The 19636-nt window shown below is 58.4% G+C and carries 22 protein-coding genes; 7 read left to right on the plus strand and 15 right to left on the minus strand.

The genetic code is table 11. The annotated features are described in order from the left end of the window. Nucleotides 1-60 precede the first annotated feature (60 nt). The 4 genes from LB462_RS21675 to LB462_RS31595 form a co-directional block, all read right to left on the minus strand. The gene (locus LB462_RS21675; RefSeq protein WP_224512340.1) at nucleotides 61-1077 is read right to left on the minus strand and encodes a phosphoglycerate dehydrogenase; all 1017 of its coding nucleotides are present in this window, start codon (nucleotides 1075-1077) and stop codon (nucleotides 61-63) included. A 605-nt stretch (nucleotides 1078-1682) separates the two neighbouring features. Beyond that, the gene (locus LB462_RS21680) at nucleotides 1683-2063 is read right to left on the minus strand and encodes a nuclear transport factor 2 family protein (protein WP_224512342.1); all 381 of its coding nucleotides are present in this window, start codon (nucleotides 2061-2063) and stop codon (nucleotides 1683-1685) included. 68 nt (nucleotides 2064-2131) lie between these two features. After that, a complete protein-coding gene (locus tag LB462_RS21685; protein ID WP_224512344.1) occupies nucleotides 2132-2452 on the minus strand; it encodes a hypothetical protein in 321 nt (106 codons plus the stop codon). 119 nt (nucleotides 2453-2571) lie between these two features. Then, nucleotides 2572-2994 (minus strand): GCG_CRPN prefix-to-repeats domain-containing protein, encoded by a 423-nt coding sequence (locus LB462_RS31595; RefSeq protein ID WP_370637259.1) that lies wholly within the window; start codon nucleotides 2992-2994, stop codon nucleotides 2572-2574. A 323-nt stretch (nucleotides 2995-3317) separates the two neighbouring features. On the opposite strand from LB462_RS31595, the gene LB462_RS21690 reads away from it, so the two are divergent. After that, nucleotides 3318-3503 (plus strand): DUF3606 domain-containing protein, encoded by a 186-nt coding sequence (locus tag LB462_RS21690; protein ID WP_112525846.1) that lies wholly within the window; start codon nucleotides 3318-3320, stop codon nucleotides 3501-3503. A gap of 61 nt (nucleotides 3504-3564) precedes the next feature. Next, nucleotides 3565-3954: a nuclear transport factor 2 family protein gene (locus LB462_RS21695; protein ID WP_224512346.1), complete on the plus strand. Its 390-nt coding sequence runs from the start codon at nucleotides 3565-3567 to the stop codon at nucleotides 3952-3954. 173 nt (nucleotides 3955-4127) lie between these two features. On the opposite strand, the gene LB462_RS21700 is transcribed toward LB462_RS21695, so the two are convergent. The 3 genes from LB462_RS21700 to LB462_RS21710 all read right to left on the minus strand — a co-directional run bounded on the left by LB462_RS21700 (nucleotide 4128) and on the right by LB462_RS21710 (nucleotide 6318). Continuing rightward, nucleotides 4128-4598 (minus strand): methyltransferase family protein, encoded by a 471-nt coding sequence (locus tag LB462_RS21700; RefSeq protein WP_224512349.1) that lies wholly within the window; start codon nucleotides 4596-4598, stop codon nucleotides 4128-4130. A 218-nt stretch (nucleotides 4599-4816) separates the two neighbouring features. After that, nucleotides 4817-5677, minus strand: coding sequence for a DUF2182 domain-containing protein (locus tag LB462_RS21705; RefSeq protein ID WP_224512351.1), 861 nt, complete (start codon nucleotides 5675-5677; stop codon nucleotides 4817-4819). 8 nt (nucleotides 5678-5685) lie between these two features. Continuing rightward, nucleotides 5686-6318, minus strand: coding sequence for a DUF1326 domain-containing protein (locus tag LB462_RS21710; protein WP_224512353.1), 633 nt, complete (start codon nucleotides 6316-6318; stop codon nucleotides 5686-5688). Between the two features lie 244 nt (nucleotides 6319-6562). On the opposite strand from LB462_RS21710, the gene LB462_RS21715 reads away from it, so the two are divergent. Next, nucleotides 6563-7246 (plus strand): hypothetical protein, encoded by a 684-nt coding sequence (locus LB462_RS21715; protein WP_224512354.1) that lies wholly within the window; start codon nucleotides 6563-6565, stop codon nucleotides 7244-7246. Between the two features lie 6 nt (nucleotides 7247-7252). Here LB462_RS21715 and LB462_RS21720 read toward each other — a convergent pair whose 3' ends face one another. Continuing rightward, nucleotides 7253-8149, minus strand: a complete 897-nt coding sequence (locus tag LB462_RS21720; RefSeq protein ID WP_224512356.1) for a LysR family transcriptional regulator — start codon at nucleotides 8147-8149, stop codon at nucleotides 7253-7255. A gap of 268 nt (nucleotides 8150-8417) precedes the next feature. Here LB462_RS21720 and LB462_RS21725 point away from each other — a divergent pair, with 268 nt between their 5' ends. Together LB462_RS21725 and LB462_RS21730 are read left to right on the plus strand one after the other, a co-directional pair. After that, a complete protein-coding gene (locus tag LB462_RS21725) occupies nucleotides 8418-9152 on the plus strand; it encodes an SDR family NAD(P)-dependent oxidoreductase (RefSeq protein WP_224512358.1) in 735 nt (244 codons plus the stop codon). A gap of 148 nt (nucleotides 9153-9300) precedes the next feature. Continuing rightward, a complete protein-coding gene (locus LB462_RS21730; RefSeq protein ID WP_224512360.1) occupies nucleotides 9301-9900 on the plus strand; it encodes an NADPH-dependent F420 reductase in 600 nt (199 codons plus the stop codon). A gap of 185 nt (nucleotides 9901-10085) precedes the next feature. Here LB462_RS21730 and guaA read toward each other — a convergent pair whose 3' ends face one another. From guaA to katA, 5 genes are all read right to left on the minus strand, one after another. Then, a complete protein-coding gene (gene guaA, locus LB462_RS21735) occupies nucleotides 10086-11648 on the minus strand; it encodes a glutamine-hydrolyzing GMP synthase (protein WP_224512362.1) in 1563 nt (520 codons plus the stop codon). Nucleotides 11649-11775: 127 nt separating this feature from the next. Beyond that, a complete protein-coding gene (locus LB462_RS21740; protein ID WP_255627149.1) occupies nucleotides 11776-12426 on the minus strand; it encodes a 5'-methylthioadenosine/S-adenosylhomocysteine nucleosidase in 651 nt (216 codons plus the stop codon). Beyond that, nucleotides 12416-12871 carry a TspO/MBR family protein gene (locus tag LB462_RS21745; protein WP_224512364.1) on the minus strand — a complete coding sequence of 152 codons (456 nt, stop codon included), beginning with the start codon at nucleotides 12869-12871 and terminating at the stop codon, nucleotides 12416-12418. The genes LB462_RS21740 and LB462_RS21745 overlap by 11 nt, the downstream gene beginning before the upstream one ends. A gap of 42 nt (nucleotides 12872-12913) precedes the next feature. Further along, the gene (locus LB462_RS21750; RefSeq protein WP_224512620.1) at nucleotides 12914-14203 is read right to left on the minus strand and encodes an RsmB/NOP family class I SAM-dependent RNA methyltransferase; all 1290 of its coding nucleotides are present in this window, start codon (nucleotides 14201-14203) and stop codon (nucleotides 12914-12916) included. 249 nt (nucleotides 14204-14452) lie between these two features. Beyond that, nucleotides 14453-15949, minus strand: coding sequence for a catalase KatA (gene katA, locus LB462_RS21755; protein ID WP_224512366.1), 1497 nt, complete (start codon nucleotides 15947-15949; stop codon nucleotides 14453-14455). Nucleotides 15950-16090: 141 nt separating this feature from the next. Here katA and LB462_RS21760 point away from each other — a divergent pair, with 141 nt between their 5' ends. Further along, the gene (locus tag LB462_RS21760) at nucleotides 16091-17020 is read left to right on the plus strand and encodes a hydrogen peroxide-inducible genes activator (RefSeq protein ID WP_224512368.1); all 930 of its coding nucleotides are present in this window, start codon (nucleotides 16091-16093) and stop codon (nucleotides 17018-17020) included. A gap of 81 nt (nucleotides 17021-17101) precedes the next feature. On the opposite strand, the gene LB462_RS21765 is transcribed toward LB462_RS21760, so the two are convergent. Next, nucleotides 17102-17527, minus strand: a complete 426-nt coding sequence (locus LB462_RS21765; RefSeq protein ID WP_224512370.1) for an MAPEG family protein — start codon at nucleotides 17525-17527, stop codon at nucleotides 17102-17104. A 19-nt stretch (nucleotides 17528-17546) separates the two neighbouring features. Beyond that, complete coding sequence (locus tag LB462_RS21770; RefSeq protein WP_224512376.1) at nucleotides 17547-18473, minus strand: LysR family transcriptional regulator; 927 nt, start codon at nucleotides 18471-18473, stop codon at nucleotides 17547-17549. 105 nt (nucleotides 18474-18578) lie between these two features. Here LB462_RS21770 and LB462_RS21775 point away from each other — a divergent pair, with 105 nt between their 5' ends. Beyond that, the gene (locus tag LB462_RS21775) at nucleotides 18579-19628 is read left to right on the plus strand and encodes an SDR family oxidoreductase (protein WP_224512378.1); all 1050 of its coding nucleotides are present in this window, start codon (nucleotides 18579-18581) and stop codon (nucleotides 19626-19628) included. Nucleotides 19629-19636 lie beyond the last annotated feature (8 nt).

Here is a 19636-nt window from a genome sequence, read left to right on the forward strand (position 1 = left end):
TTTACAATATATGTCTTCGATACAGAAGTCCCGCCCGTCGACCAGCGTCGCTTTCGCACGTCACCCTGCTGCTGCGGGTTTCCGCCCATCGGCAATGACACATGCTGCAGGCAGCTTTTCGCCATCGAAGACTGAAATGACAGTTTTTGCCGCAATCATGTTGGTTCGGGCGAGAGCCTCCACCGACGAGCCGGCAGAATGCGGCGTGGCGATCACATTGGGCAGTGCAACGAGTTCGTCCGAAACCGGCTTGAAGGCGGGATCGCCTTCGCTGACATAGACATCCAGCCCTGCGCCGGCGATCCGGCCACTCTTCAACGCAGCCAGAAGGTCCCGGTCATCGACAAGCCCGCCACGCGCGGTGTTGATCAAAATGGCGGTAGGCTTCATGAGCGCAAGCGCGGCACTATCGATGAGAAACCGCGTTTCCGGGGACAAGGGAGCGTGCACACTGACGACATCGCTCTGCCGGAGCAGCGTCTGCATATCGACATAGGTGATGCCATTGGCTTCGCCATATTCCCGGTCAGGACGCGGATGGCAGACAAGAATGCGCGCTTCAAAACCCTTCAGGCGTTGCACGAGGCTCTTGCCTATACGGCCAAGGCCGATGATGCCGACGGTTTTTCCGGAGAGGTCGGAGCTTGTCAGAATGGACCAGTTGCCCGTCAGCATGCGGTTTTGCGATTCGCGCAGGCGACGGGCGACGGCAAGCATCAATCCGATGGTGTGGTCGGCGACCGAAGCGTCGTTTCCGCCCGCGCCGATGGTGAGGACACGGCCGAGGTCTCTGACAGCATTGACATCGACCCGGTCATAACCCACCCCGCGCCGCGCCAGAACCTGCAGATCCGGCAGAGCGGTCAGCAGTTCGCGTGTGACATAAGCCTGACCGACGATCCAGCCGGATGCGCCTTCAAGCAGGCTGGCCAATTGCGGCGTTGCCAAGCTGCCATCGCCCTGACCTTTTTGCCATTGGACGATCTCGACCTCGCACCCATGCTGTTTAAGGTAGGCGTGCGCCTCTTCATCGAAGAAAGGCGAGGTAACAACGACGCGTCTATGCGAACTCTTCATGATCTCATATCGATTGAGGGGATTGAATCCCTGCTGGTCAGCAGAGTGTCAACATTATCGTCACTCCTGTTGCTTTCAAAGCAAAAATCGGCACGAAAGACGATTTCGTGGTTCCGCCATCTGTTGCCGTCGATCGGCCGATTCTGGTCCCGATTAACGGTCCGCTGCAAGACAGGCAGTTGACGCGAGCCCGAAATGAGTTTTTTAATGGCCGTGTCGCTGGATTAATCAACGGCATACCGGCGATTGAGAGCCCATGTGCTCCAGCCAGGTGGGAGCACAGACATGCCCCAGAGACCCAATTTCAAGCTTTCATGCCCTGATTGCGGAGAAATCTATCTCCACATACCCCATGGTATAACGAACTCGACGGTCATCCACTGCAGCATGTGCGGCAGCACCTTAGGAACCTGGCTGCAAACAGCAGCGTCTTTTATTGCCGATGGCGGCCAAAATGACGGGTTCGGAATGCGTGACGCACCAATCATGGGGGAAGCGGCAAGAGATGCGCCACAATGACTGGTCATATCATGTCTATGGCCCCGTGTTCCTTATCGGCGTTGCACTTGCGGTAGGTTTCGGCTGGTTGTTCCATTGACAGTAGCTCACGCCTGCGTGCTGTCAATGAATCCACCGGGCCTTGCCTCATGCGGAATTGACCAGCCGAAATAAACTTCCGCATCGGTGATTTGGCCATCGCGCACTACCAGGATCTCCGTGTTGCGAAACCGATGGCCATCGGTGTTGCGTCCTTCATAAGTAACAAAGACCTTGTCAGCGTAGGGCACGAGGTGAATGAACTCGAAACTCTCCACCGTCTCGCTATTCGGCCAGCAACGCGCGAAATAGGTGGCGCGATCAATCCGGTTGTCGAGTGGACTGGTGAAGTGAAAGTCCTCTGCAATCAGCGCCTCTATCGCCGCACGGTCCTTTGCGACGTAGGCTTCATAGCTGGCGCGGGCAATCTCAGTTATATCCTTCGTCATCGATCATTCCTTCATAAGCGAAGCGATCGTTTCGTCTCGCCGACAGTCGGTCAACAATCGTACCTGGACTAATTCGCCGGGGCCGGGTTTTTCGTTTGAGTATCTCCCCCCGAGCCCGTTTGAGGCGTGGAGTTGGGGGCGGCCGGAGTGTTCGTGACAGGCTGATCTGTCGAGGGCGCTGCCGGGGGTGCGCTCTGCTCTGCGCTGCCGCTATCTCCAACGCCTGCCGCGTTGTCGACGCGCTCGCCATAAAGCTCGGCGGCGCCCCATGCGACAAGCGCGAGGAGAAGCGCTACGATCAGTACGTTTAGCACTGGTCTCCCGAGTGGACCCTGGCGCGCTTCGTTCGTTGTTTCACGGACCGGAGATTTTGAAGGTTTGTTGTCCATTACGCCATCCTTTCATTGCAAAGGATGAACCGATCAACAACAATATGGTTCCCCGAAATTCGATGATCGCTGGCGAACGCCGGCGCCCTTCATCAGAACGCCGGCTGCAGAATATGCTGTTAGTTAGATACGCAGAATCCGCGTGGCGTTAAGTGAAATCCGCGTGGACATGCCCGGTATACCGGACGATTCCGCACACAATTTCCGTAGCGGTTGACATGCCAGCCGGGGCCGCACCGCGCAACTCTTCGGTTGGGAACACAGCGTCCCCACCGGTTCACGTGCCATCCGCGACCACAACGCCAACCCACCTGCTCGACCGGAGTTGATACTTCCGGTGATCCACTCGCAGGGGTGATCGGAGACGCCATGGCTGGCGTACCGAACGAGAACAATCCACCGATAAGAACAAGCGCAGAAAGTCCTGATTTAAGTGACATGCGGGATACCTCCTTTTCAACATGCCCCGTACCTTGAAAAATAAGTCGCCAACATGAATGGGAAATGAACAGAAGTCTGGGATCGCGCTTTGTTGAAGCCATGAACCCGACGGACAACCCCGAGGGCCGTTTCAATGATAAGCCAGAGTATTAAGATGCGCTGGAACACGAGAAGGTAGACTATACGGTTTTCAGCAATGGGCCGTGCAGTGAAAGTGCCGCTCGAGAAATGATAATGAGCAACAACAGATCCTGGCTTCTTGAAATAGTTGCGTTTGCAATCATCCTTATTGTGCTTCTCTCCGCGAGTTTTTTCTTTCTACCCTCGTAATCGACCAGGCGGGTTAACGCTTCTCCCCATCGACATGGAACGAAAATGGCCGAACACAGTTTTTGCACACATCAGCCAATGGAGGTGTACTCAAATGGCAGACGACAAATCAAAACAGGATAATCGGGATCGCTCGAAAGTCTCGTCCAGTGAGGAATATGAGGTCCAGTACCTTATGACGAAATATGATCTGAGCAGAAACCGCGCCCTCGAACTGATCATCAAACATAATCGCAGCCGCAAGGAAATCGAGAGAGAGTTGGAGGCCGTTGACATCTAGAGTAGGAACTTGAGGCAGATGTGGAGCGTTTTGCGGTGATACAACATTGTAGGAGGACGTGATGAACGCTCATGCCATACCAACAAAGGACGAAATCGTGGCCCTCGAGAAATCCTATTGGGACGCGATGAAGGCGAAAGACGGCCGCCGCACTTCAGAACTCTCGGGAAAGACTGCCCTCGTCACCGGCACACAAGGCGTTATGCGTATCGAGAAAGAGAAAATGGGGAAGATGACCGAGGAAGGAAAATGGAGCCTCGAATCCTATGTCTTCGAAGATGTCGAAGTATCCACGCCTTCCCCAGATATTGCGCTCATTGCATACACGGTTCGGCAGAGCGTCAAGATGGACGGCAAGCCACAAGATATGAGAGCAGCCGATAGTTCTGTCTGGATACGCGGGTCAAATGGATGGGAGTGTCACGCCCATAGCGAGACACTTTTAAACTGATGCAGCGCCACTCGAGCCTCGTGCGATAATATTGACGCACGAGGCTCCAGTGGCCGCGCTTCGAACACCATATTGAACGGCGTTTCCGTCGCGCGACGAAACCGGGAGAATCCGGCATCCAGGGCGACTTTGCGCAGCCGCCGCACCGCCCGGGATCGATCTGATGCCAGGCGCTACAGCCAGCGCCGCACACGCGCGCGGTAGTGACGATAACCGTCGTCGAACTTGCGCTCGAGATAGGCTTCTTCTCGAGCCACCACGCCGTAGCGAATTACGAGAGCGAAGAGCACGAGTGCCCCGAGCAGCCAAAGGCTGTCAAAGGCAATGGCGAGACCGACGAGCCCAAGAAACATGCCGAGATAGATGGGATTGCGCGTGAAGGCGTAGGGTCCGGTCTGGACGATCGTGGTGGTCGGCATGTTGGTGGGCACGTTCGAGCCGGCCCTGGTGATCGTATCGAGCGCCCAGACGACCAGCGCCAGCGCGAGAACGAACACCATACTGCCGACCCAACTCGCGGGCACCGAGGCTGGTATGAACGGCAGAGACACGACCCATTGCAGGACGAGCCCAGCGAGCACTGCGAGCGCCCAGGCGATCGGCGGCCGAATGATGACATTGGCGGTGTCTGTCGGGTCACTCATTGCGCGACTCCTTTTCGCTGGAGCCGAGTTGAAAACTGCTTGCTGGCATCCTCGAACACGTGAGGGATCGATGCTGCACACGGCCTTTTCAGCGAGCTCCAGATTGCGCTCCGCGCCCGTTATGTCAAGCAGGCGGTGACTTCACATCAGGCTCATCGTGCCGCGTTCGATCAACAAACATCGGACAGGAAAGGCGACATTCGGGGCGGCTCCGGTCATCAGATGAAAAGCGTTGCGCTGCCCCAGGCGATCAAGGCGATTCCGGCGGCGCGACCAACCCACTGGCCGGCAGGAAACACCTTTTCAACCAGCACCAGAACAGCAAGCGCGGCGATCCACACCAAATTCATCACGCCACCCACGAACAACAAGGCCATCAGCATCCAACAGCATCCGACACAAAAGGCCCCGTGCAGAGCGCCCAAACGCAGCGCGCCAAGCGTGTGGGGACGCCAGTGATTGGAAAGGAATGCTGTCGGCGCCCGGCAATGCGACAGGCAGGCGTTCTTGAGCGGCGAGAACTGATACAGGCCCGCGGCGATTAGGACGATGCCCGAAAGCCAGCGGCTCTGCGAACTCATCGTCGTTGAGACGAATGCCTCGCGTTCGAGCAGCCAATGCAGGCTAGCTGCCACAACCGAGAATCCCAGCCAGACCAGGAGGTAGCCTGCCACAAATACGCCAGTGGGCGCTAGCTTGTCCTGGATCTGACCCTGTGTGAGCGCATGGCGGTGCACGCGCGCATAGAGAAGGACAGTCGGCACGGCGCTCGGCGACATCATGGCGACCATCATGATCCACCACATGGCGATCATCAGCGTCCAGATCGGTGGCCCCCAGATCCGCGGCTCCGCCTCCATGGCCATCCCGCTCATATCCATGCCGGGCATGTCAGAGGTCATGTCGCCAGTTTGCAAGTGGGGGAACAAGGCGAGCCTCGACATCTCCCACGCATTCATGTCGAGCCCTGCACCCGCGACTATATAAAGCCAGGCCAGCAGGCACAGTACCACCAGACCGGCGATCGTGATGAGCCGATCGCGTCTGAGCAAGCGTTCGAGTGGCGACGCGCTGTCCATGCGGCGCGTCAGGCTCGCACGACCCCGTGATTGTTGAGATGCAGCCGCGCGAACTGGCCGTAGCTGTCCTTCATGTTCACCTGTACCGGCCCGGTGGTGCTGCTCGAAGCGCTGCCGATCTCGGCGACCGCATATTCGAAACCGTTCGGCAACACGATCTGAGCGCGCGAGTCCGCACCGGTCACCTTGTTGCGGATCGGTTCGCCTGCCGTTTCGATATAGTCCTTGACGAATATGCGGCCCCTGCGGCCGTCGATATCGAGTTCGAGATCGATCTTCGTGAAAACCGGCTCATTCATTTTTGTCACGGTTGAGGCGTAGACGGCGAACATCGTCGCGAACGGATCGGTATCCTGGCCGGTCATGATGCGCAGCAGCGCCTCCCGCTGCCGGTCGGTTGCGCTCTCGTCGACGAAAGCGATGGCTTCGCCGTTGCCTTCGTGGATGGCGCCGGGCCATTTGAAGATTGCAGCAAGCCGGAGGCCATCGAGAACGGTCTCGCCGTGATGACCCTCATCGATCTGGATGCCCGCAACGGCATGGCAATGGCCCTTGTCGGGCAGCGCATTGAATTGACAGTTGCAGCCATACTCGCAGGTGCAATTAACGAGTTCGCGTCCCTTGATCTCCCAAGAAGTCATGCTGTCCTCCCTGATCTCGAAGTATTAGACCGCCATCATACACCTGTGCCAGCAGCGCCGCCATCCCGCCGCGCCATGGAGGACGGCAGCCTACGCTTTCTCGCCGATCCAGGGTCGCCTGCCGCCCAACGCGCGTTTGGAGAGAAACAGGAGCTTGACCACCACCCCAGACCGGAACATACATAAAAGCGGGTCAATTCTCGGCGGAAATGCCGGGGCAGTTCTCGGTGGGTAATCAACAGTCATGGTATCCGAAGCGAGCGCGACTCGCCGCCCAAACACCACTGGTCTGCGCCGATTCCTGGATCTCCAGCAGCAGCGCGATTGGATGCACGACAAGACGATCCTGCCCGACACCGACGAGCGCTCGGAGTCCCTGGAACTGCGTCTCAGATACGTTGCGCGGTTTGAGAAGCTGCTAACCCGACCGCAGGCGCAAGAGGTCCTGGAGATTCTCGGGCGCTACGGCCGCGACTGCATCCCGATCCCGCGCCGGACCGAGCGGTATTACTGGTCGGTTTCCTGTCTGCCGTCGACTCCGGGCAAGGCGCTCGTTCGCGTCAATGCGAGCTGGATGGAGCTCTTCTCGCTCTATGCTGACGGCGAGGGCATCCGCGCGCTATTCCTGGTGCACCTTTCCGATTTCACCGCCGACCACTCACTCGATCAGGGCCGGGTGGACGAAGCGTTCCTTGAGAGCTGTGTCATGACGCCGGAAGACGTCGGCTATTTCTTCCCCCGCGGCGAGGATATTTTCGGCATCAGGGTCCGTGGCTACACCTCTATCGGCAAATTCCTCGCGGCGCCCCGTGCGTTGCGGGCCATCCGGGCGTTCAACCTGACGCACATGAACCGGGGCCGGAACGCCTATCAGGCGAGCCACTGCTACAGCCTGGCGGATCACATGCTGAGTGGTCCTATACGCTGAGCGGCGTCAGTCGCGCGATACGGACAGCCCCGCGAGAAGCGGAGCGTACGCGGCGAGCCTGCGGGATACGAACTCCGTGAAAAGCCGCACGCGCTTCGTCTTGCGTGTCTCCCCCTGTGTGAGAAGCCAGAGCGTTCCGTACATGTGCAGGTCGGTGCCCGGCACCCTCACCAGTAGGGGGTCGGCATCTCCGACGAAGCACGGCAGTGTCGTGATCCCGAGCCCTTGCCGTACAGCAACGATCTGCGCCTCGGCGTCCGTGGTCCTGAATGGAACCCCCGTGGTGCGAACCTCGCCCTCGCTGGCCCAATCCGGAATTCCATGAATGCTTATGACGATCCACCGGATGGGATCAGGCGCGCCCGCACGCCATGCGGCTAGTCGATCGCAGGACATGTAGACGGCGCCGAACAGCTCCGGTCCCTTCAGGCCGTGAAGGTTGAGCGGCAGGGTTTTGCGGTCGTAGACGACGCGGATCGCCACGTCGGCCTCTCGGTTGGTCAGATTTGCCAGATCGCCGGACGACAAGATTTCCATCTCGATGTCCGGATGCAGACGCGCGAAATCGGCGAAGTCCGGCATGAGCAGGTGTGTCGCTAGGGGCGGAGCCAACGTCACCCGCAGAAGCCCGCGCACGCTCTGGTCGCGCCCGAAGACGCGCGTCTCCAGCCGGTGCGACGACACTTCCATCTGGTTCGCGAGCTCGAGGACCTCCTCGCCCGCAGCCGTCAGACGGTAGCCCGAAGGCAGCTTTTCGAACATCTGCGCCCCGAGGTGTTCCTCGAGCTGTGCGATGCGTCGCAGCACGGTCGAGTGATACACCCCGAGGTCCTCGGCGGCAGCCCGCACTGAGCCTCCGCGCGCCACGGCAAGAAAATAGCGAATGTCATCCCAGTCGATCATGGTGCAATCCTGCACCGCCCGGTGCGCCTTCCAAAGCCCGTATCTAACGCATCGTACAGCAGTGCGGGCCGCCATCATAGCTTATGTCGACGAGCGCGGCCCAATTTCCGAACGGCGGACGCCGATCGTCGCGGCTGGCGTCAATCGTCCAGCCGGATCGATTTTGCACCACCGATGTGCGCGTTTCCGCACTCAACAACTGACGCCGGCGGACCCATTTCGAGGTTCTCGGAGGCAGACGCTGTCCGATACGACGAAAGGAGAAGTCATGGGAAAGCTTGAAGGTAAGGTTGCAGTCATCACGGGCGGATCGAGCGGCATGGCGCTGGCGAGCGCCAAGCGGTTCGTTGAAGAAGGCGCCTATGTTTTCATCACGGGCCGAAGGCAGGAGGCGCTGGACGAGGCCGTCAAGCTGATCGGCCGGAACGTGACCGGCGTGCGCGGCGACGCGGCCAATCTCGACGACCTCGACCGCCTGTTCGATACAGTCAAGCGGGAAAAGGGCAAGATCGACGTCCTGTACGCGAGCGCCGGCATGGGCGAAGCCCTCCCACTGGGCGAGATTACCGAGCAGCACTTCGATGCGGCCTTCAACCTGAATGCGCGCGGCACGCTGTTTACGGTTCAGAAGGCGTTGCCGCTGTTCAACGATGGCGGATCCATCTTCATGACCGGGTCAGTTGCTTCGATCAAAGGTTTTCCTGGTTACAGTGTTTATGCGGCGAGCAAGGCGACGTTGCACGCATTCGCACGCGGTTGGCTCAATGAGCTGAAGGGCAGGAATATCCGGGTGAACGTGCTGCACCCGGGGCCGATCGCCACACCGATGCAGGACCAAGTCCTCACCGAGGAGGCGAAGCAGATGTTCGAATCCCTGATCCCGCGGGGAACGATGGGTCGTCCTGAGGAAATTGCAGCGGCCGCGCTGTTTCTTGCTTCAGACGATTCGAGCTTCGTGAATGGGGTGGAATTGTCTGTCGACGGCGGCTTCTCGGCCATCTGAAATCGCGCCGGATCGCGGGAGGCGGCTGATCGGCGGGAACTAGCATGTCCATGGTTCACGACGGGACTCTACCCAAAGGTCGCCACACGGATAACCCAGCGCCGTTGAAGGCCGGGGAATCAATATCAACACGTATCGGAGAAATATCATGAGCTATGCGATTGTAGGATTCGGTAAGATTGGCCAGGCCCTCGCCCACGCCTTCGCCCGTAGAAACATCGACGTGACTGTTGCGAGCCGCCGGCCGCCCGAGGCGTTGGCGCCTCAGGCTCGGGCGATTGGACCCACGGTCGTCGCCAAGTCGCTGCGGGATGCGCTCGAGGCCGACACAATCATCTTGGCGGTCCCGTTCGGGGAACATCGCGAGGTTGCGAAGGCCCTGCCGAGCTGGGAAGGCAAGACAGTCATCGACGCGACGAACGCGTTTCCAGTCCCTGAAGAGCTGAACGGCCTCCCGGCCTCCGCCTTCGTCGCGAAGGCGTTCACCGGCGCCAAGCTCGTGAAAGGTTTCAATCACCTGGTTGCGGCCACCCTGGCTGCCGATCCGATCGTCGAGGGCGGGCATCGGGTCGTCTTTCTGTCGAGCGACGACGAGGACGCGATCGCTCCCGTGGCGGCCTTGGCCAAACAACTCGGGTTCGCACCCGTCAAGCTGGGAAAGCTCAACGAAGGTGGCGCGCTGGTGCACGCACGCGGCCGCACTTGGGGCCAGCTCATCTTCCAGGATTTGTTCAAGAAGGAGCAGTAATCGATCTACGAACGTTTGATCGACGCCGAGAACTGGTCGCGCGCGTTAACTTCTTCGAGCAGCGCGCGACGAATATTTGAAGGCCACAAAGTCGCGAAGGTTGGGGTGGGCCTGACGGCGTATGGATGGCTTAGGATTCGCTCGAGTGTCCTCTGCTATCCGATACTACTCCACGGTACCCCGCTTCACTCCCACTCGATGGTACCGGGCGGCTTGGAAGTGACGTCGTAGACAACGCGGTTGATGCCCTTGACTTCATTGATGATACGCGTTGCGGCCTGACCAAGGAAACTCATGTCATAATGGTAGAAATCCGCTGTCATGCCATCGACCGAGGTCACAGCGCGCAGGGCGCAGACAAACTCGTAGGTACGGCCATCGCCCATGACGCCTACGGTCTGCACCGGGAGGAGCACGGCGAAAGCCTGCCAGATGACATCGTAGAGACCGGCCTTGCGGATCTCGTCGAGATAAACCGCGTCGGCCTCGCGCAGGATTTCCAGCTTCTCACGCGTGATGCCGCCCGGGCAGCGTATCGCGAGACCCGGTCCCGGGAAGGGATGACGGCCGATGAAATGCTCCGGCAAGCCAAGCTCCTTGCCGAGCACCCGCACTTCATCCTTGAAGAGCTCGCGCAGGGGCTCGACCAGCTTCATGTTCATACGTTCGGGAAGCCCACCGACATTGTGATGGGACTTGATCGTCACCGACGGACCGCCGGTGAACGACACGCTTTCGATCACGTCGGGATAAAGCGTGCCCTGTGCGAGGAAATCAGCGCCACCGAGCTTTTTGGCTTCCTCTTCAAAGACTTCGATGAAAAGCCTACCAATCGTCTTGCGCTTCTTCTCGGGGTCGGCTTCGCCCTCGAGCGCGTTGATGAAACGATCCTGCGCGTTTACGAGAATCAATGGCAGATTGTAGTGCTCGCGGAACATCTGGACGACATCGGCGGCTTCGTTCTTACGCATCAGGCCATGATCGACGAGGATACAAGTCAGCTGGTCGCCAACTGCTTCATGGATCAGCAAGGCGGCAACGGACGAGTCTACACCGCCGGACAACGCACAGATAACCTTCTTGTCGCCGACCTGCTTGCGGATGAGATCAACCGCTTTTTCGCGGTAGGCCGACATCGACCAGTCGCCTTCAATTCCGGCAATGCGATGGACGAAGTTTTCCAGAAGCTTCGCCCCATCCGGCGTGTGCACCACTTCCGGGTGGAACTGCACGGCGTAGTATTTTTTGGCCTCGTTGGCGATCGCCGCGAAGGGCGCGCCCGTGGAAGTGCCGACGACCTTGAAGCCATCGGGTATCTCCATAACCTTGTCGCCATGGCTCATCCACACCTGATGGCGTGTGCCCTTGGCCCAGACGCCGTCGAACAGCGCGCATTCTTCCTGAATGTCGAGAAAGGCACGGCCGAATTCGCGGTGATGCCCAGCCTCGACCTTGCCGCCGAGCTGGGCGCACATGGTCTGCTCGCCATAGCAGATACCGAGAATCGGGATATTGGCGTCGAAGACTTCCTGCGGCGCGCGCGGACTGCCGATATCGACCGTGGAGTGCGGACTGCCCGAGAGGATGACTGCTTTCGGATTGATGCGGTGGAAGGCTTCGCCTGCGGACTGGAAGGGAACGATCTCGGAATAGACGCCGGCTTCACGCACGCGCCGAGCAATCAGCTGTGTCACCTGACTGCCGAAATCGACGATGAGGACTGTATCTGGATGAGTGGGTGTGTTCATGGCGGGCCTTTAAAGCAAATGTCGAGTCGGTGCAATGGGTTACTGGCACCCGCGACAAAAGTGATTCCGATCGTTCACAGGATGGGTGAAGCAGTTGCAATTCTGATTCAAGAAATGGTGGCAGAGATCAAATATTCAACGTTCCAGCCTCGATCGCTGCAGCCATCGCCTCGACTGCCACCGCCAGCTTCTCGTCGATGACGTGCAGATATTCCTTCCAGTCATCCACATGACGAAGGTCCGCCGAACCGTCGGAAATGCCGCGCAGTCCGATGAGCGGCAGCTCGAAGCGCTGGCATGCGCGCAGCACGGCGAAGGTTTCCATCTCTACCATGTCCGCATCGATCTGATCGTAGGCGTTGCCGGAGACGATGTTGGCGCCGGTCGATAGCGAAGCCTCCTTCACACCGGGTATGCGATAGCCAAGCGGGACCACAATCGGCAAATTCAGAAAGGGCGTTGCGCCTTTTTTGAACCCAAGCGCGGAAGCATCCATGTCGCGGTACGAAACGCTGGTGACCTGGTACACTTCCGTCTGTTCGAGCGTGCGCGAACCAGCCGATCCAAGCGACACGACAAGGTCTGGCAGCGCGCCATTTGCCGCAAGGCTCGCCAGCGTTGCCGACACGCTTACCGCTGCCTCCACCGGACCGACGCCGGTGATCAGCGGTGTGAAAAGCCGTTGCAGATGCGGCCCGTATTCCGCGTCGACGGCCATGACAAAGAGGACATTTTTCCCGCCGATCATTGTTACATCCTTGAACACATCAGCCTGCATTGAGCCTCCAAAGCGACAGATTGAGAAGCGCCGCGAACGCCACCCACAACAGGTATGGCACGAACAAAAGTGCCGATGCCGGTTCAGAACTCCATGTCACCTTGATGAAGCCGATGATGGTTATCAGTAGTAGTACGATGACGATGAGCGCAAGACCCATCTGCTGGAAGCCGAAAAATGCCGGCGACCAGAGAAAGTTCAGCGCCAGTTGCACCCACCAGAACTCCTGGGGCACGCTCAATCCACGATCCCACACCCGCCACCCGGCGATGGCTATCAGGATGTAGAGGGTTGTCCATACCGGAGCAAAAATCCAGTTCGGCGGATTGAAGGAAGGTTTGACGAGACCGGCGTACCATTCGCCGGGAAGAGTGATGTAGCCAATGGCGAGACCGCCGCCGATAACCAATACGAGAAACAGCAGAAGCGCTTGGGAACGGGACATGCATATCCTCTCTTCAACGAAAGTCGCAGCCCGTTTGTAGCTTTATTTTTCTCGCCTGAGAACTGAAATGAAGAAGCCATCGGTTGACGTGGATAATGGGGAAAGGATGGTTGTCCCGTCTCTAAACAGCGGCTTCAATCCCGACTCTTTGGAGACCGCCTCCTGCCATAAAGGCTGCGTATCGACGGCACTGTATTCGCTGTTGGCATCAAGAAACGCTGCGACCTGGTCGCCGTTTTCAGGCGCGAACAGCGAACAGGTTATGTAGACGAGCCGCCCGCCCGGTTTCACGTAAGCCTTCGCCGCGTCCAAAACCTCGCGTTGCTCCACTTCGCGGCGCTCGAGCTGCTGCTCGCTGAGGCGCCACTTCGCGTCGGGCCTGCGCCGCCATGTGCCTGAACCCGTGCAAGGCGCATCGACCAGAACCATATCCATCTGGCCCTCGAGCGGGGCAAGATCGCCAACGTTGGCATGGGCCTGCGCATTGCGCACCCCTGCCCGTTTCAGCCGGTCGAAAATGGGCGCAAGGCGGGCGCGCTCGGCATCATAGGCATGGATCTGCCCCTTGTTGCCCATCTCTGCCGCAAGCGCCAAGGTCTTGCCCCCCGCCCCGGCGCAGTAATCAAGCACCTGTTCGCCGGCTTTGGCGTTACTGAGTTTCGCCGCGAGCTGCGAGCCCAGATCCTGTACTTCGAACAGGCCGCGCTGGAAGGCGGGTTCCGCCTGAACGTTCGGGTGACGGCCCATGGCGCGCAAGGGCGGGACGCGTACGGCAGTTTCCAGCAATGGTGCCGGATTCGCACCAGCACGCGCGAGTTCCTTCAAGACCTTGTCGCGATCGGCTTTGAGCGTATTGACCCGCAGGTCGACCGGCGGGCGGTCGCTGAGAGCTGCCGCTTCATCGACCCATCTGTCGCCAAAGATCGCCTGGAAATGCGGAATGCACCATTCCGGGACATCGGCGCGAATATGATCCGGCGCAGAATTGAGATCGCGGTCTGCCCAGACCGCCAGGCGTTCGGCTTCCAGCGGTTCTGGCGCGAATTTATCGCCTTCGAGAGCGACATTGATATCCTCGATGTCGAGTTCCGCATCGGAAAGCAGAACACCAAAGGCTATATGACGCGCTGCATCGCTATCCATGCGCCAGGCAAGCGACAGTTTCCGCCTGAGAGCATCATAGACGATATTGCCGATGACCGCGCGATCACCCGCACCGGCAAAGCGATGCGATAATCCCCAATCCTTCAAGGCGTCGGAAGCCGGCCGCTTGCGATTTTCAATATCGTCCAGAACTTCGATTGCCGCCTGCAGGCGTCCACCAAGTCGCATATGCATTCCTTTTTCTTATCAAGAGTGTCGCATACATGGGCTCGGCAAGAAAAGAAAGCCGGAGCATGAAGCCCCGGCTTTCTGATCGTTGGGAATAGCGCTAACGGTGCCGCTTCTACCCTCCCCCTTGTGGGGAGGGAGGCTGCGTTTGCAGCAGGGAGGGGTTTATAGGTCAGAAAAAAGAAAGACCCCTCCCGTCGCTTTGCTCCGCCCCTCCCCACAAGGGGGAGGGTAAGGAACGTCGAGTATTTACTCGGCAGCGACGCCTTTTTCTTCCTGCGAGATAGTGCTCGCCTCGTAACCGTGTGCTTCCTTCAATGCCGCACGCACGCCAGCCTCATACTCAGGATGAACACGCTGGAAATGGACAAGCTGCCGTTCGATGATTGCCCCCGGCACGCCATCCATCGCCGCGGCGATGTTGGAGAACAGGCGCGAGCGCTGACCGGCGTCGAACAGGTTGAACAAGGCCGTCACCTGGCCGTAATCGTCATTGCCGATACGGTGGTTGTAGCGGTCCGCATCACCCGAAAGCTTCAACGGCGGCTCTTTTGCCGAAGGCTGTTCGACAGCGCCGGAGAAGCTGTTCGGCTCGTAATAGGCGTCGACATTGCCGGACTTCTGGCCGAAGAAATTCATCTGGCCATCCTTGTGGTAGTTATGGACCGGGCATTTCGGCTGGTTGACGGGGAGCGCTTCATAATGCGTGCCGAGGCGATAGCGATGCGCATCCGCATAGGAGAAGACGCGGGCTTGCAACATCTTGTCCGGCGAATGACCGATGCCGGGCACGACATTGGAAGGCGAAAACGCGGCCTGCTCGATCTCGGCGAAATAGTTGTCGGCGTTGCGGTTGAGTTCCATGACACCGATTTCGAGCGGCGGGAATTCACCGTGCGGCCAAACCTTCGTCAGGTCGAACGGATTGTATGAGGTTTGTTCCGCCTGGGTCTCGGTCATGATCTGGACCTGGACAGTCCATTTCGGGAATTCGCCGCGTTCGATGCCGCCGAACAGCTCTTCCTGATAGGTTTCGCGCGACTTGCCGATAAGAGTTTCGGCCTCGGCATTGGTGTAGAACTTGTGGCCCTGCTGCGTCTTGAAGTGGAACTTCACCCAGAAACGCTCGCCGGCATCGTTCCAGAACGAATAGGTGTGTGAACCGTAGCCGTTCATGTACATCGGGGCGACAGGCAGGCCGCGGTCCGACATGAGAATCGTGACCTGATGCAGGCTTTCCGGCGACAGTGACCAGAAATCCCACATTGCTGTGGTGGAACGCATATTGGTGCGCGGATGACGCTTCTGCGTGTGGATGAAATCGGGGAACTTCAGCGGATCGCGGACGAAAAAGACCGGCGTGTTGTTGCCGACGAGATCCCAATTGCCTTCGCTGGTATAGAACTTCAGCGCAAAGCCGCGAACGTCACGCTCGGCATCGGCTGCACCAAGTTCACCGGCAACCGTGGAAAAACGCAGAAGCAACGGCGTCTCGGTACCGGGCTGCAAAGCCTTGGCCTTGGTGTATTTGGAAATGTCGCCGGTGATTTTCAGTGTACCGAATGCGCCCCAGCCCTTGGCATGAACGACACGCTCAGGGATACGTTCGCGATTCTGATGCGCGAGCTTTTCCAGGAGCTGGTAATCGTCCAGCAGAACCGGACCGCGTTCGCCGGCGGTTCTGGAATTCTGGTTGTCGGATACCGGTGCACCGGCAGTTGTCGTCAATGTTGGACGGTCAGCCATTGGCTTCTCCTCGAATCTCTCGTTTTGACAATAGGAACCGCAGGCGCGCTAGCGCAGCCGCGTTCTCAGTCACACCATAGAACCTTTCTAATCATAGTTTCCAATTGATTTTAGAATGATTATTGATAGGATTTACTTATCATGTTTTCAGTTCGCCAAATGCGCTATTTCGACATTCTCGCCAACACGCTGCATTTCCGCAAAGCTGCGGAGATGGCACGCATATCCCAGCCTGCCCTCTCGGCGCAGATCGCGGAAATGGAACTGCTCCTCGGAGCCACGCTGTTCGAGCGGACACGGCGAACGGTCGTGCTTACGGAGATGGGCAGGCGTCTGCTGCCGCGCATACGCGGCATTCTCGATGAAATTCGCTCGCTTGAGGAACTTGCGGGACAGAGGCGTGGCACCTTGAGGGGGCGGCTGCGGCTTGGCATTATTCCGACGATTGCGCCTTATCTGCTGCCGCTGCTGATCCCGGATCTCCGCGAGGCCTATCCTGAACTTGCGATCGAGCTGCGAGAAGCCGTTACCTCGAAGCTGGTCGAGGATCTGCGCCTCGGCGATCTGGACGCCATCATCGCGGCCCTACCGATCGAAGGCGAAGGAACGGTCGCCAAACCGCTGTTTCGCGATCGCTTTCTGATCGCAACATCGAACAATGATATCGACGTTCTCACCTCGCCCATGACGCAGGAAGATGTGGCGCTTGAGCGGTTGCTTCTGCTGGAGGAGGGTCATTGCCTGCGCGATCAGGCGCTTGCCGTGTGCAGCAATGTCAAGCAACGCCAATTGGTCAATTATGGCGCGACCAGCATGGCGACGCTGCTGCAGATGGTCAGCCACGGCATGGGACTGACGCTGATCCCCGAGATTGCCGTGCGCACTGAGGCCGGCCGCAATAACGTACGCATCGTCGCTTTTGCCGATCCGGAACCGTCACGCCAAATCGGCTTGATCTGGCGCAAGCAAAGCGAGCGGCGCGAGGACTTTGAAGCGCTGGCAGCTACAATCGTCGATTGCGGCCGGCGGTTGATGATTTCGGCGGATGAACTGGACGATCTTGCGGCCTAGAGCAATTCCAGAATTGCTCTAGGCCTCTATCTTTACGCAATTCCGGACGGAAAACCGGTTCCCACTTTTCCTGGAATTGCTCTAGACGACGGGTGGGACGGCGAGGTGCAACGCCAGCATGACCCACAACGCCCCGTTTAGGATAAAGCCGAGGACGAAGATCGGCTGGCGAAAGGCAAGCCGGTTGGATGTTATGTGCACACAGGTGTGGACCGCACGCATTGCCACAAAACACCAGGCGATGATAACGGCAAGCAACGTGGCGCCGTTGACCGCATAGAGCGCCAGGCAGACGACATAGAACAGCATCGGCAATTCGTAGAGATTGATCAAGTTGCGAACCGTCGCAACGCTGGCCTCCGGCTCTTTCAACGGCAGCTTGAAATCCCTTGCGTTGGCCTGGCCGCTGAGAACGGCTTGCCGACGACGAAGCATAAGGACGGCATAGACACAATAGATAAGGAAAGTCAGCGCGATCATCGGCCAGAAAATTGCGGTTTGTGACATGGTCCCTCCTGTTATTCGTTTATACGTTCTTTTCAGGGATGCGATTTGTGCGCAAGCCCGGTATTGCCTGTAGACCGGTTGCCAGATGATCAATGAAGGCGCGAACCTTGCGCGGCATGAAGCGAGCAGTCGCATAGACCACGTGCACATCCATCGGCGCATAGGCATAATCGCGAAGAATCCGAACGAGCCTGCCCGAATCAAGCAGTGGCTGGATCAGCGGGACTTGCGCCCCGCCAATGCCGAGACCAGCGCAAAGTGCTTCATTCAGGACAAAGGCGTTGTTGGCGAGGAACGTGGAGCGGATTGGCGCTACGAGAGCGCCATAAGGGCCGATCAGGGGAATCGATTCGCCCTGTGGTGACCATGCGAACCGGATATAGCGATGCTGGATAAGCTCGTCCGGCGTCCGGGCGGTGCCGTGGGTAGCGATATAATCCGGCGAAGCCACGAGTATGCGTTCGAATGTGGCAAGCTTTCGGGCAATGAGATCGGAGGATTTCAGATCGCCGAAGCGGATCGCAACGTCAACGCCTTCGGCAATCAGATTGGCAAAGCGGTCATCGAGGACAAGTTCAATCGTAAGGTCCGGATGCAGGCGCTGAAACTCGATGATTATGGGTGAAAGATGCATCTGGCCAAAACCGACAGGACCATGAATACGAAGGTTTCCGCGCAGCGTCGTGGATAGTTCGCCAGCGCTCTCTTCCGCCTCGTCCACCGCCTGCAGGATTTGCCGTGCATGCTGATAATAGGTTTCGCCAGCTTCGGTAAGCGCGAGCTGGCGCGTAGATCGGTGAAACAGACGCACGTCCAGATGCCGCTCCAAAGCTGCCACCTGCTGGCTGACCGCCGGCTGGGTCAGACCAAGTTCGCGCGCCGCTGCGGATAAAGTGCCAAGCTCCGCAACACGGACAAACGTCTTCATCGCAGCGAATCTATCCATGACTACCTCAAAGAATTGCTTATGAATGTTATCATTTTTCTGCCACTACGCAAAGTTTTGCGAATGGATCATATCTGTTTCAGAATCTGAAATGGAGATTTTGAAATGACCAAAAAAGCAGTTGTTGTTGGTGCCAATGGCATCATCGGTGGCAATCTGATTTCGCATCTTGTCGAACTGGGCGACTGGGAAATTATCGGCCTGTCGCGCCGCGGCGGTGTCCCAACCGGGAAAGTCAGCCACATTGCGGTCGACCTGCTCGACACGGCGGAGGCCAAAGAGCAACTCGCACATCTCACCGACGTGACCCATATCTTTTACGCGGCCTATCAAGACCGGACGGGTTGGGCCGAGCTTGTGCCGCCAAACCTCGCCATGCTGATGAATGCAGTGAACGCAATCGAGCCGATCGCGCCCGATCTCGAACACATCAGCCTGATGCAGGGCTATAAGGTCTATGGCGCACATCTTGGTCCGTTCAAGACACCGGCACGCGAGACCGATGCCAATCACATGCCACCGGAATTCAACATCGATCAGCAGGATTTTTTGGAGGCATTGCAGAAGGGCAAGAGCTGGACATGGTCGGCACTACGGCCGTCGGTCGTCGTGGGCTTTGCGCTCGGCAATCCCATGAACCTTGCTTCGGTGATCGCCGTCTATGCCTCGATGTCGAAAGAACTCGGCCTTCCGCTGCGCTTTCCCGGTAAACCCGGCGCCTATGACAGTCTGCTGGAAATGACGGATGCCGGGCTATTGGCGCGGGCTACCGTTTTCATCGCGACGAACCCGCAGTGCGGCAATCAGGCATTCAACATCAACAATGGCGATCTTTTCCGCTGGAGCGAGATGTGGCCAAAGATTGCGCGGTTTTTCGATCTGGAGGTCGCGCCGCCGCTACCGATGTCGCTGAACGTCGTCATGGCGGACAAGGAAGACTTATGGAACGGCATGATCGAGAAGCATGGTCTTGCCAGGACACCCTACAAAGATGTGTTGTCCTGGGGCTTCGGCGATGCGGTCTTTGGCTGGGATTATGATTTCTTTGCCGATGGCTCGCGGCTGCGGCGAGCCGGCTTCCATGAGATTGTTGACACGGAGGAGATGTTCATGCGTGTCTTCCGCGACCTTCGGGAACGCAGAATAATTCCCTGATTTGGTGC

The sequence above is a fragment of the Phyllobacterium chamaecytisi genome, assembly GCF_020164455.1.
GTDB lineage: Bacteria > Pseudomonadota > Alphaproteobacteria > Rhizobiales > Rhizobiaceae > Phyllobacterium > Phyllobacterium chamaecytisi.

Excerpts from the sequence above, each read along its gene's own strand:
- LB462_RS21675 (WP_224512340.1), bottom strand. The coding sequence starts at position 1,077 with ATGAAGAGTTCGCATAGACGCGTCGTTGTTACCTCGCCTTTCTTCGAT.
- LB462_RS21680 (WP_224512342.1), bottom strand. The coding sequence starts at position 2,063 with ATGACGAAGGATATAACTGAGATTGCCCGCGCCAGCTATGAAGCCTAC.
- LB462_RS21685 (WP_224512344.1), bottom strand. The coding sequence starts at position 2,452 with ATGGACAACAAACCTTCAAAATCTCCGGTCCGTGAAACAACGAACGAA.
- LB462_RS31595 (WP_370637259.1), bottom strand. The coding sequence starts at position 2,994 with ATGGCTTCAACAAAGCGCGATCCCAGACTTCTGTTCATTTCCCATTCA.
- LB462_RS21690 (WP_112525846.1), top strand. The coding sequence starts at position 3,318 with ATGGCAGACGACAAATCAAAACAGGATAATCGGGATCGCTCGAAAGTC.
- LB462_RS21695 (WP_224512346.1), top strand. The coding sequence starts at position 3,565 with ATGAACGCTCATGCCATACCAACAAAGGACGAAATCGTGGCCCTCGAG.
- LB462_RS21700 (WP_224512349.1), bottom strand. The coding sequence starts at position 4,598 with ATGAGTGACCCGACAGACACCGCCAATGTCATCATTCGGCCGCCGATC.
- LB462_RS21705 (WP_224512351.1), bottom strand. The coding sequence starts at position 5,677 with ATGGACAGCGCGTCGCCACTCGAACGCTTGCTCAGACGCGATCGGCTC.
- LB462_RS21710 (WP_224512353.1), bottom strand. The coding sequence starts at position 6,318 with ATGACTTCTTGGGAGATCAAGGGACGCGAACTCGTTAATTGCACCTGC.
- LB462_RS21715 (WP_224512354.1), top strand. The coding sequence starts at position 6,563 with ATGGTATCCGAAGCGAGCGCGACTCGCCGCCCAAACACCACTGGTCTG.
- LB462_RS21720 (WP_224512356.1), bottom strand. The coding sequence starts at position 8,149 with ATGATCGACTGGGATGACATTCGCTATTTTCTTGCCGTGGCGCGCGGA.
- LB462_RS21725 (WP_224512358.1), top strand. The coding sequence starts at position 8,418 with ATGGGAAAGCTTGAAGGTAAGGTTGCAGTCATCACGGGCGGATCGAGC.
- LB462_RS21730 (WP_224512360.1), top strand. The coding sequence starts at position 9,301 with ATGAGCTATGCGATTGTAGGATTCGGTAAGATTGGCCAGGCCCTCGCC.
- guaA (WP_224512362.1), bottom strand. The coding sequence starts at position 11,648 with ATGAACACACCCACTCATCCAGATACAGTCCTCATCGTCGATTTCGGC.
- LB462_RS21740 (WP_255627149.1), bottom strand. The coding sequence starts at position 12,426 with ATGCAGGCTGATGTGTTCAAGGATGTAACAATGATCGGCGGGAAAAAT.
- LB462_RS21745 (WP_224512364.1), bottom strand. The coding sequence starts at position 12,871 with ATGTCCCGTTCCCAAGCGCTTCTGCTGTTTCTCGTATTGGTTATCGGC.
- LB462_RS21750 (WP_224512620.1), bottom strand. The coding sequence starts at position 14,203 with ATGCGACTTGGTGGACGCCTGCAGGCGGCAATCGAAGTTCTGGACGAT.
- katA (WP_224512366.1), bottom strand. The coding sequence starts at position 15,949 with ATGGCTGACCGTCCAACATTGACGACAACTGCCGGTGCACCGGTATCC.
- LB462_RS21760 (WP_224512368.1), top strand. The coding sequence starts at position 16,091 with ATGTTTTCAGTTCGCCAAATGCGCTATTTCGACATTCTCGCCAACACG.
- LB462_RS21765 (WP_224512370.1), bottom strand. The coding sequence starts at position 17,527 with ATGTCACAAACCGCAATTTTCTGGCCGATGATCGCGCTGACTTTCCTT.
- LB462_RS21770 (WP_224512376.1), bottom strand. The coding sequence starts at position 18,473 with ATGGATAGATTCGCTGCGATGAAGACGTTTGTCCGTGTTGCGGAGCTT.
- LB462_RS21775 (WP_224512378.1), top strand. The coding sequence starts at position 18,579 with ATGACCAAAAAAGCAGTTGTTGTTGGTGCCAATGGCATCATCGGTGGC.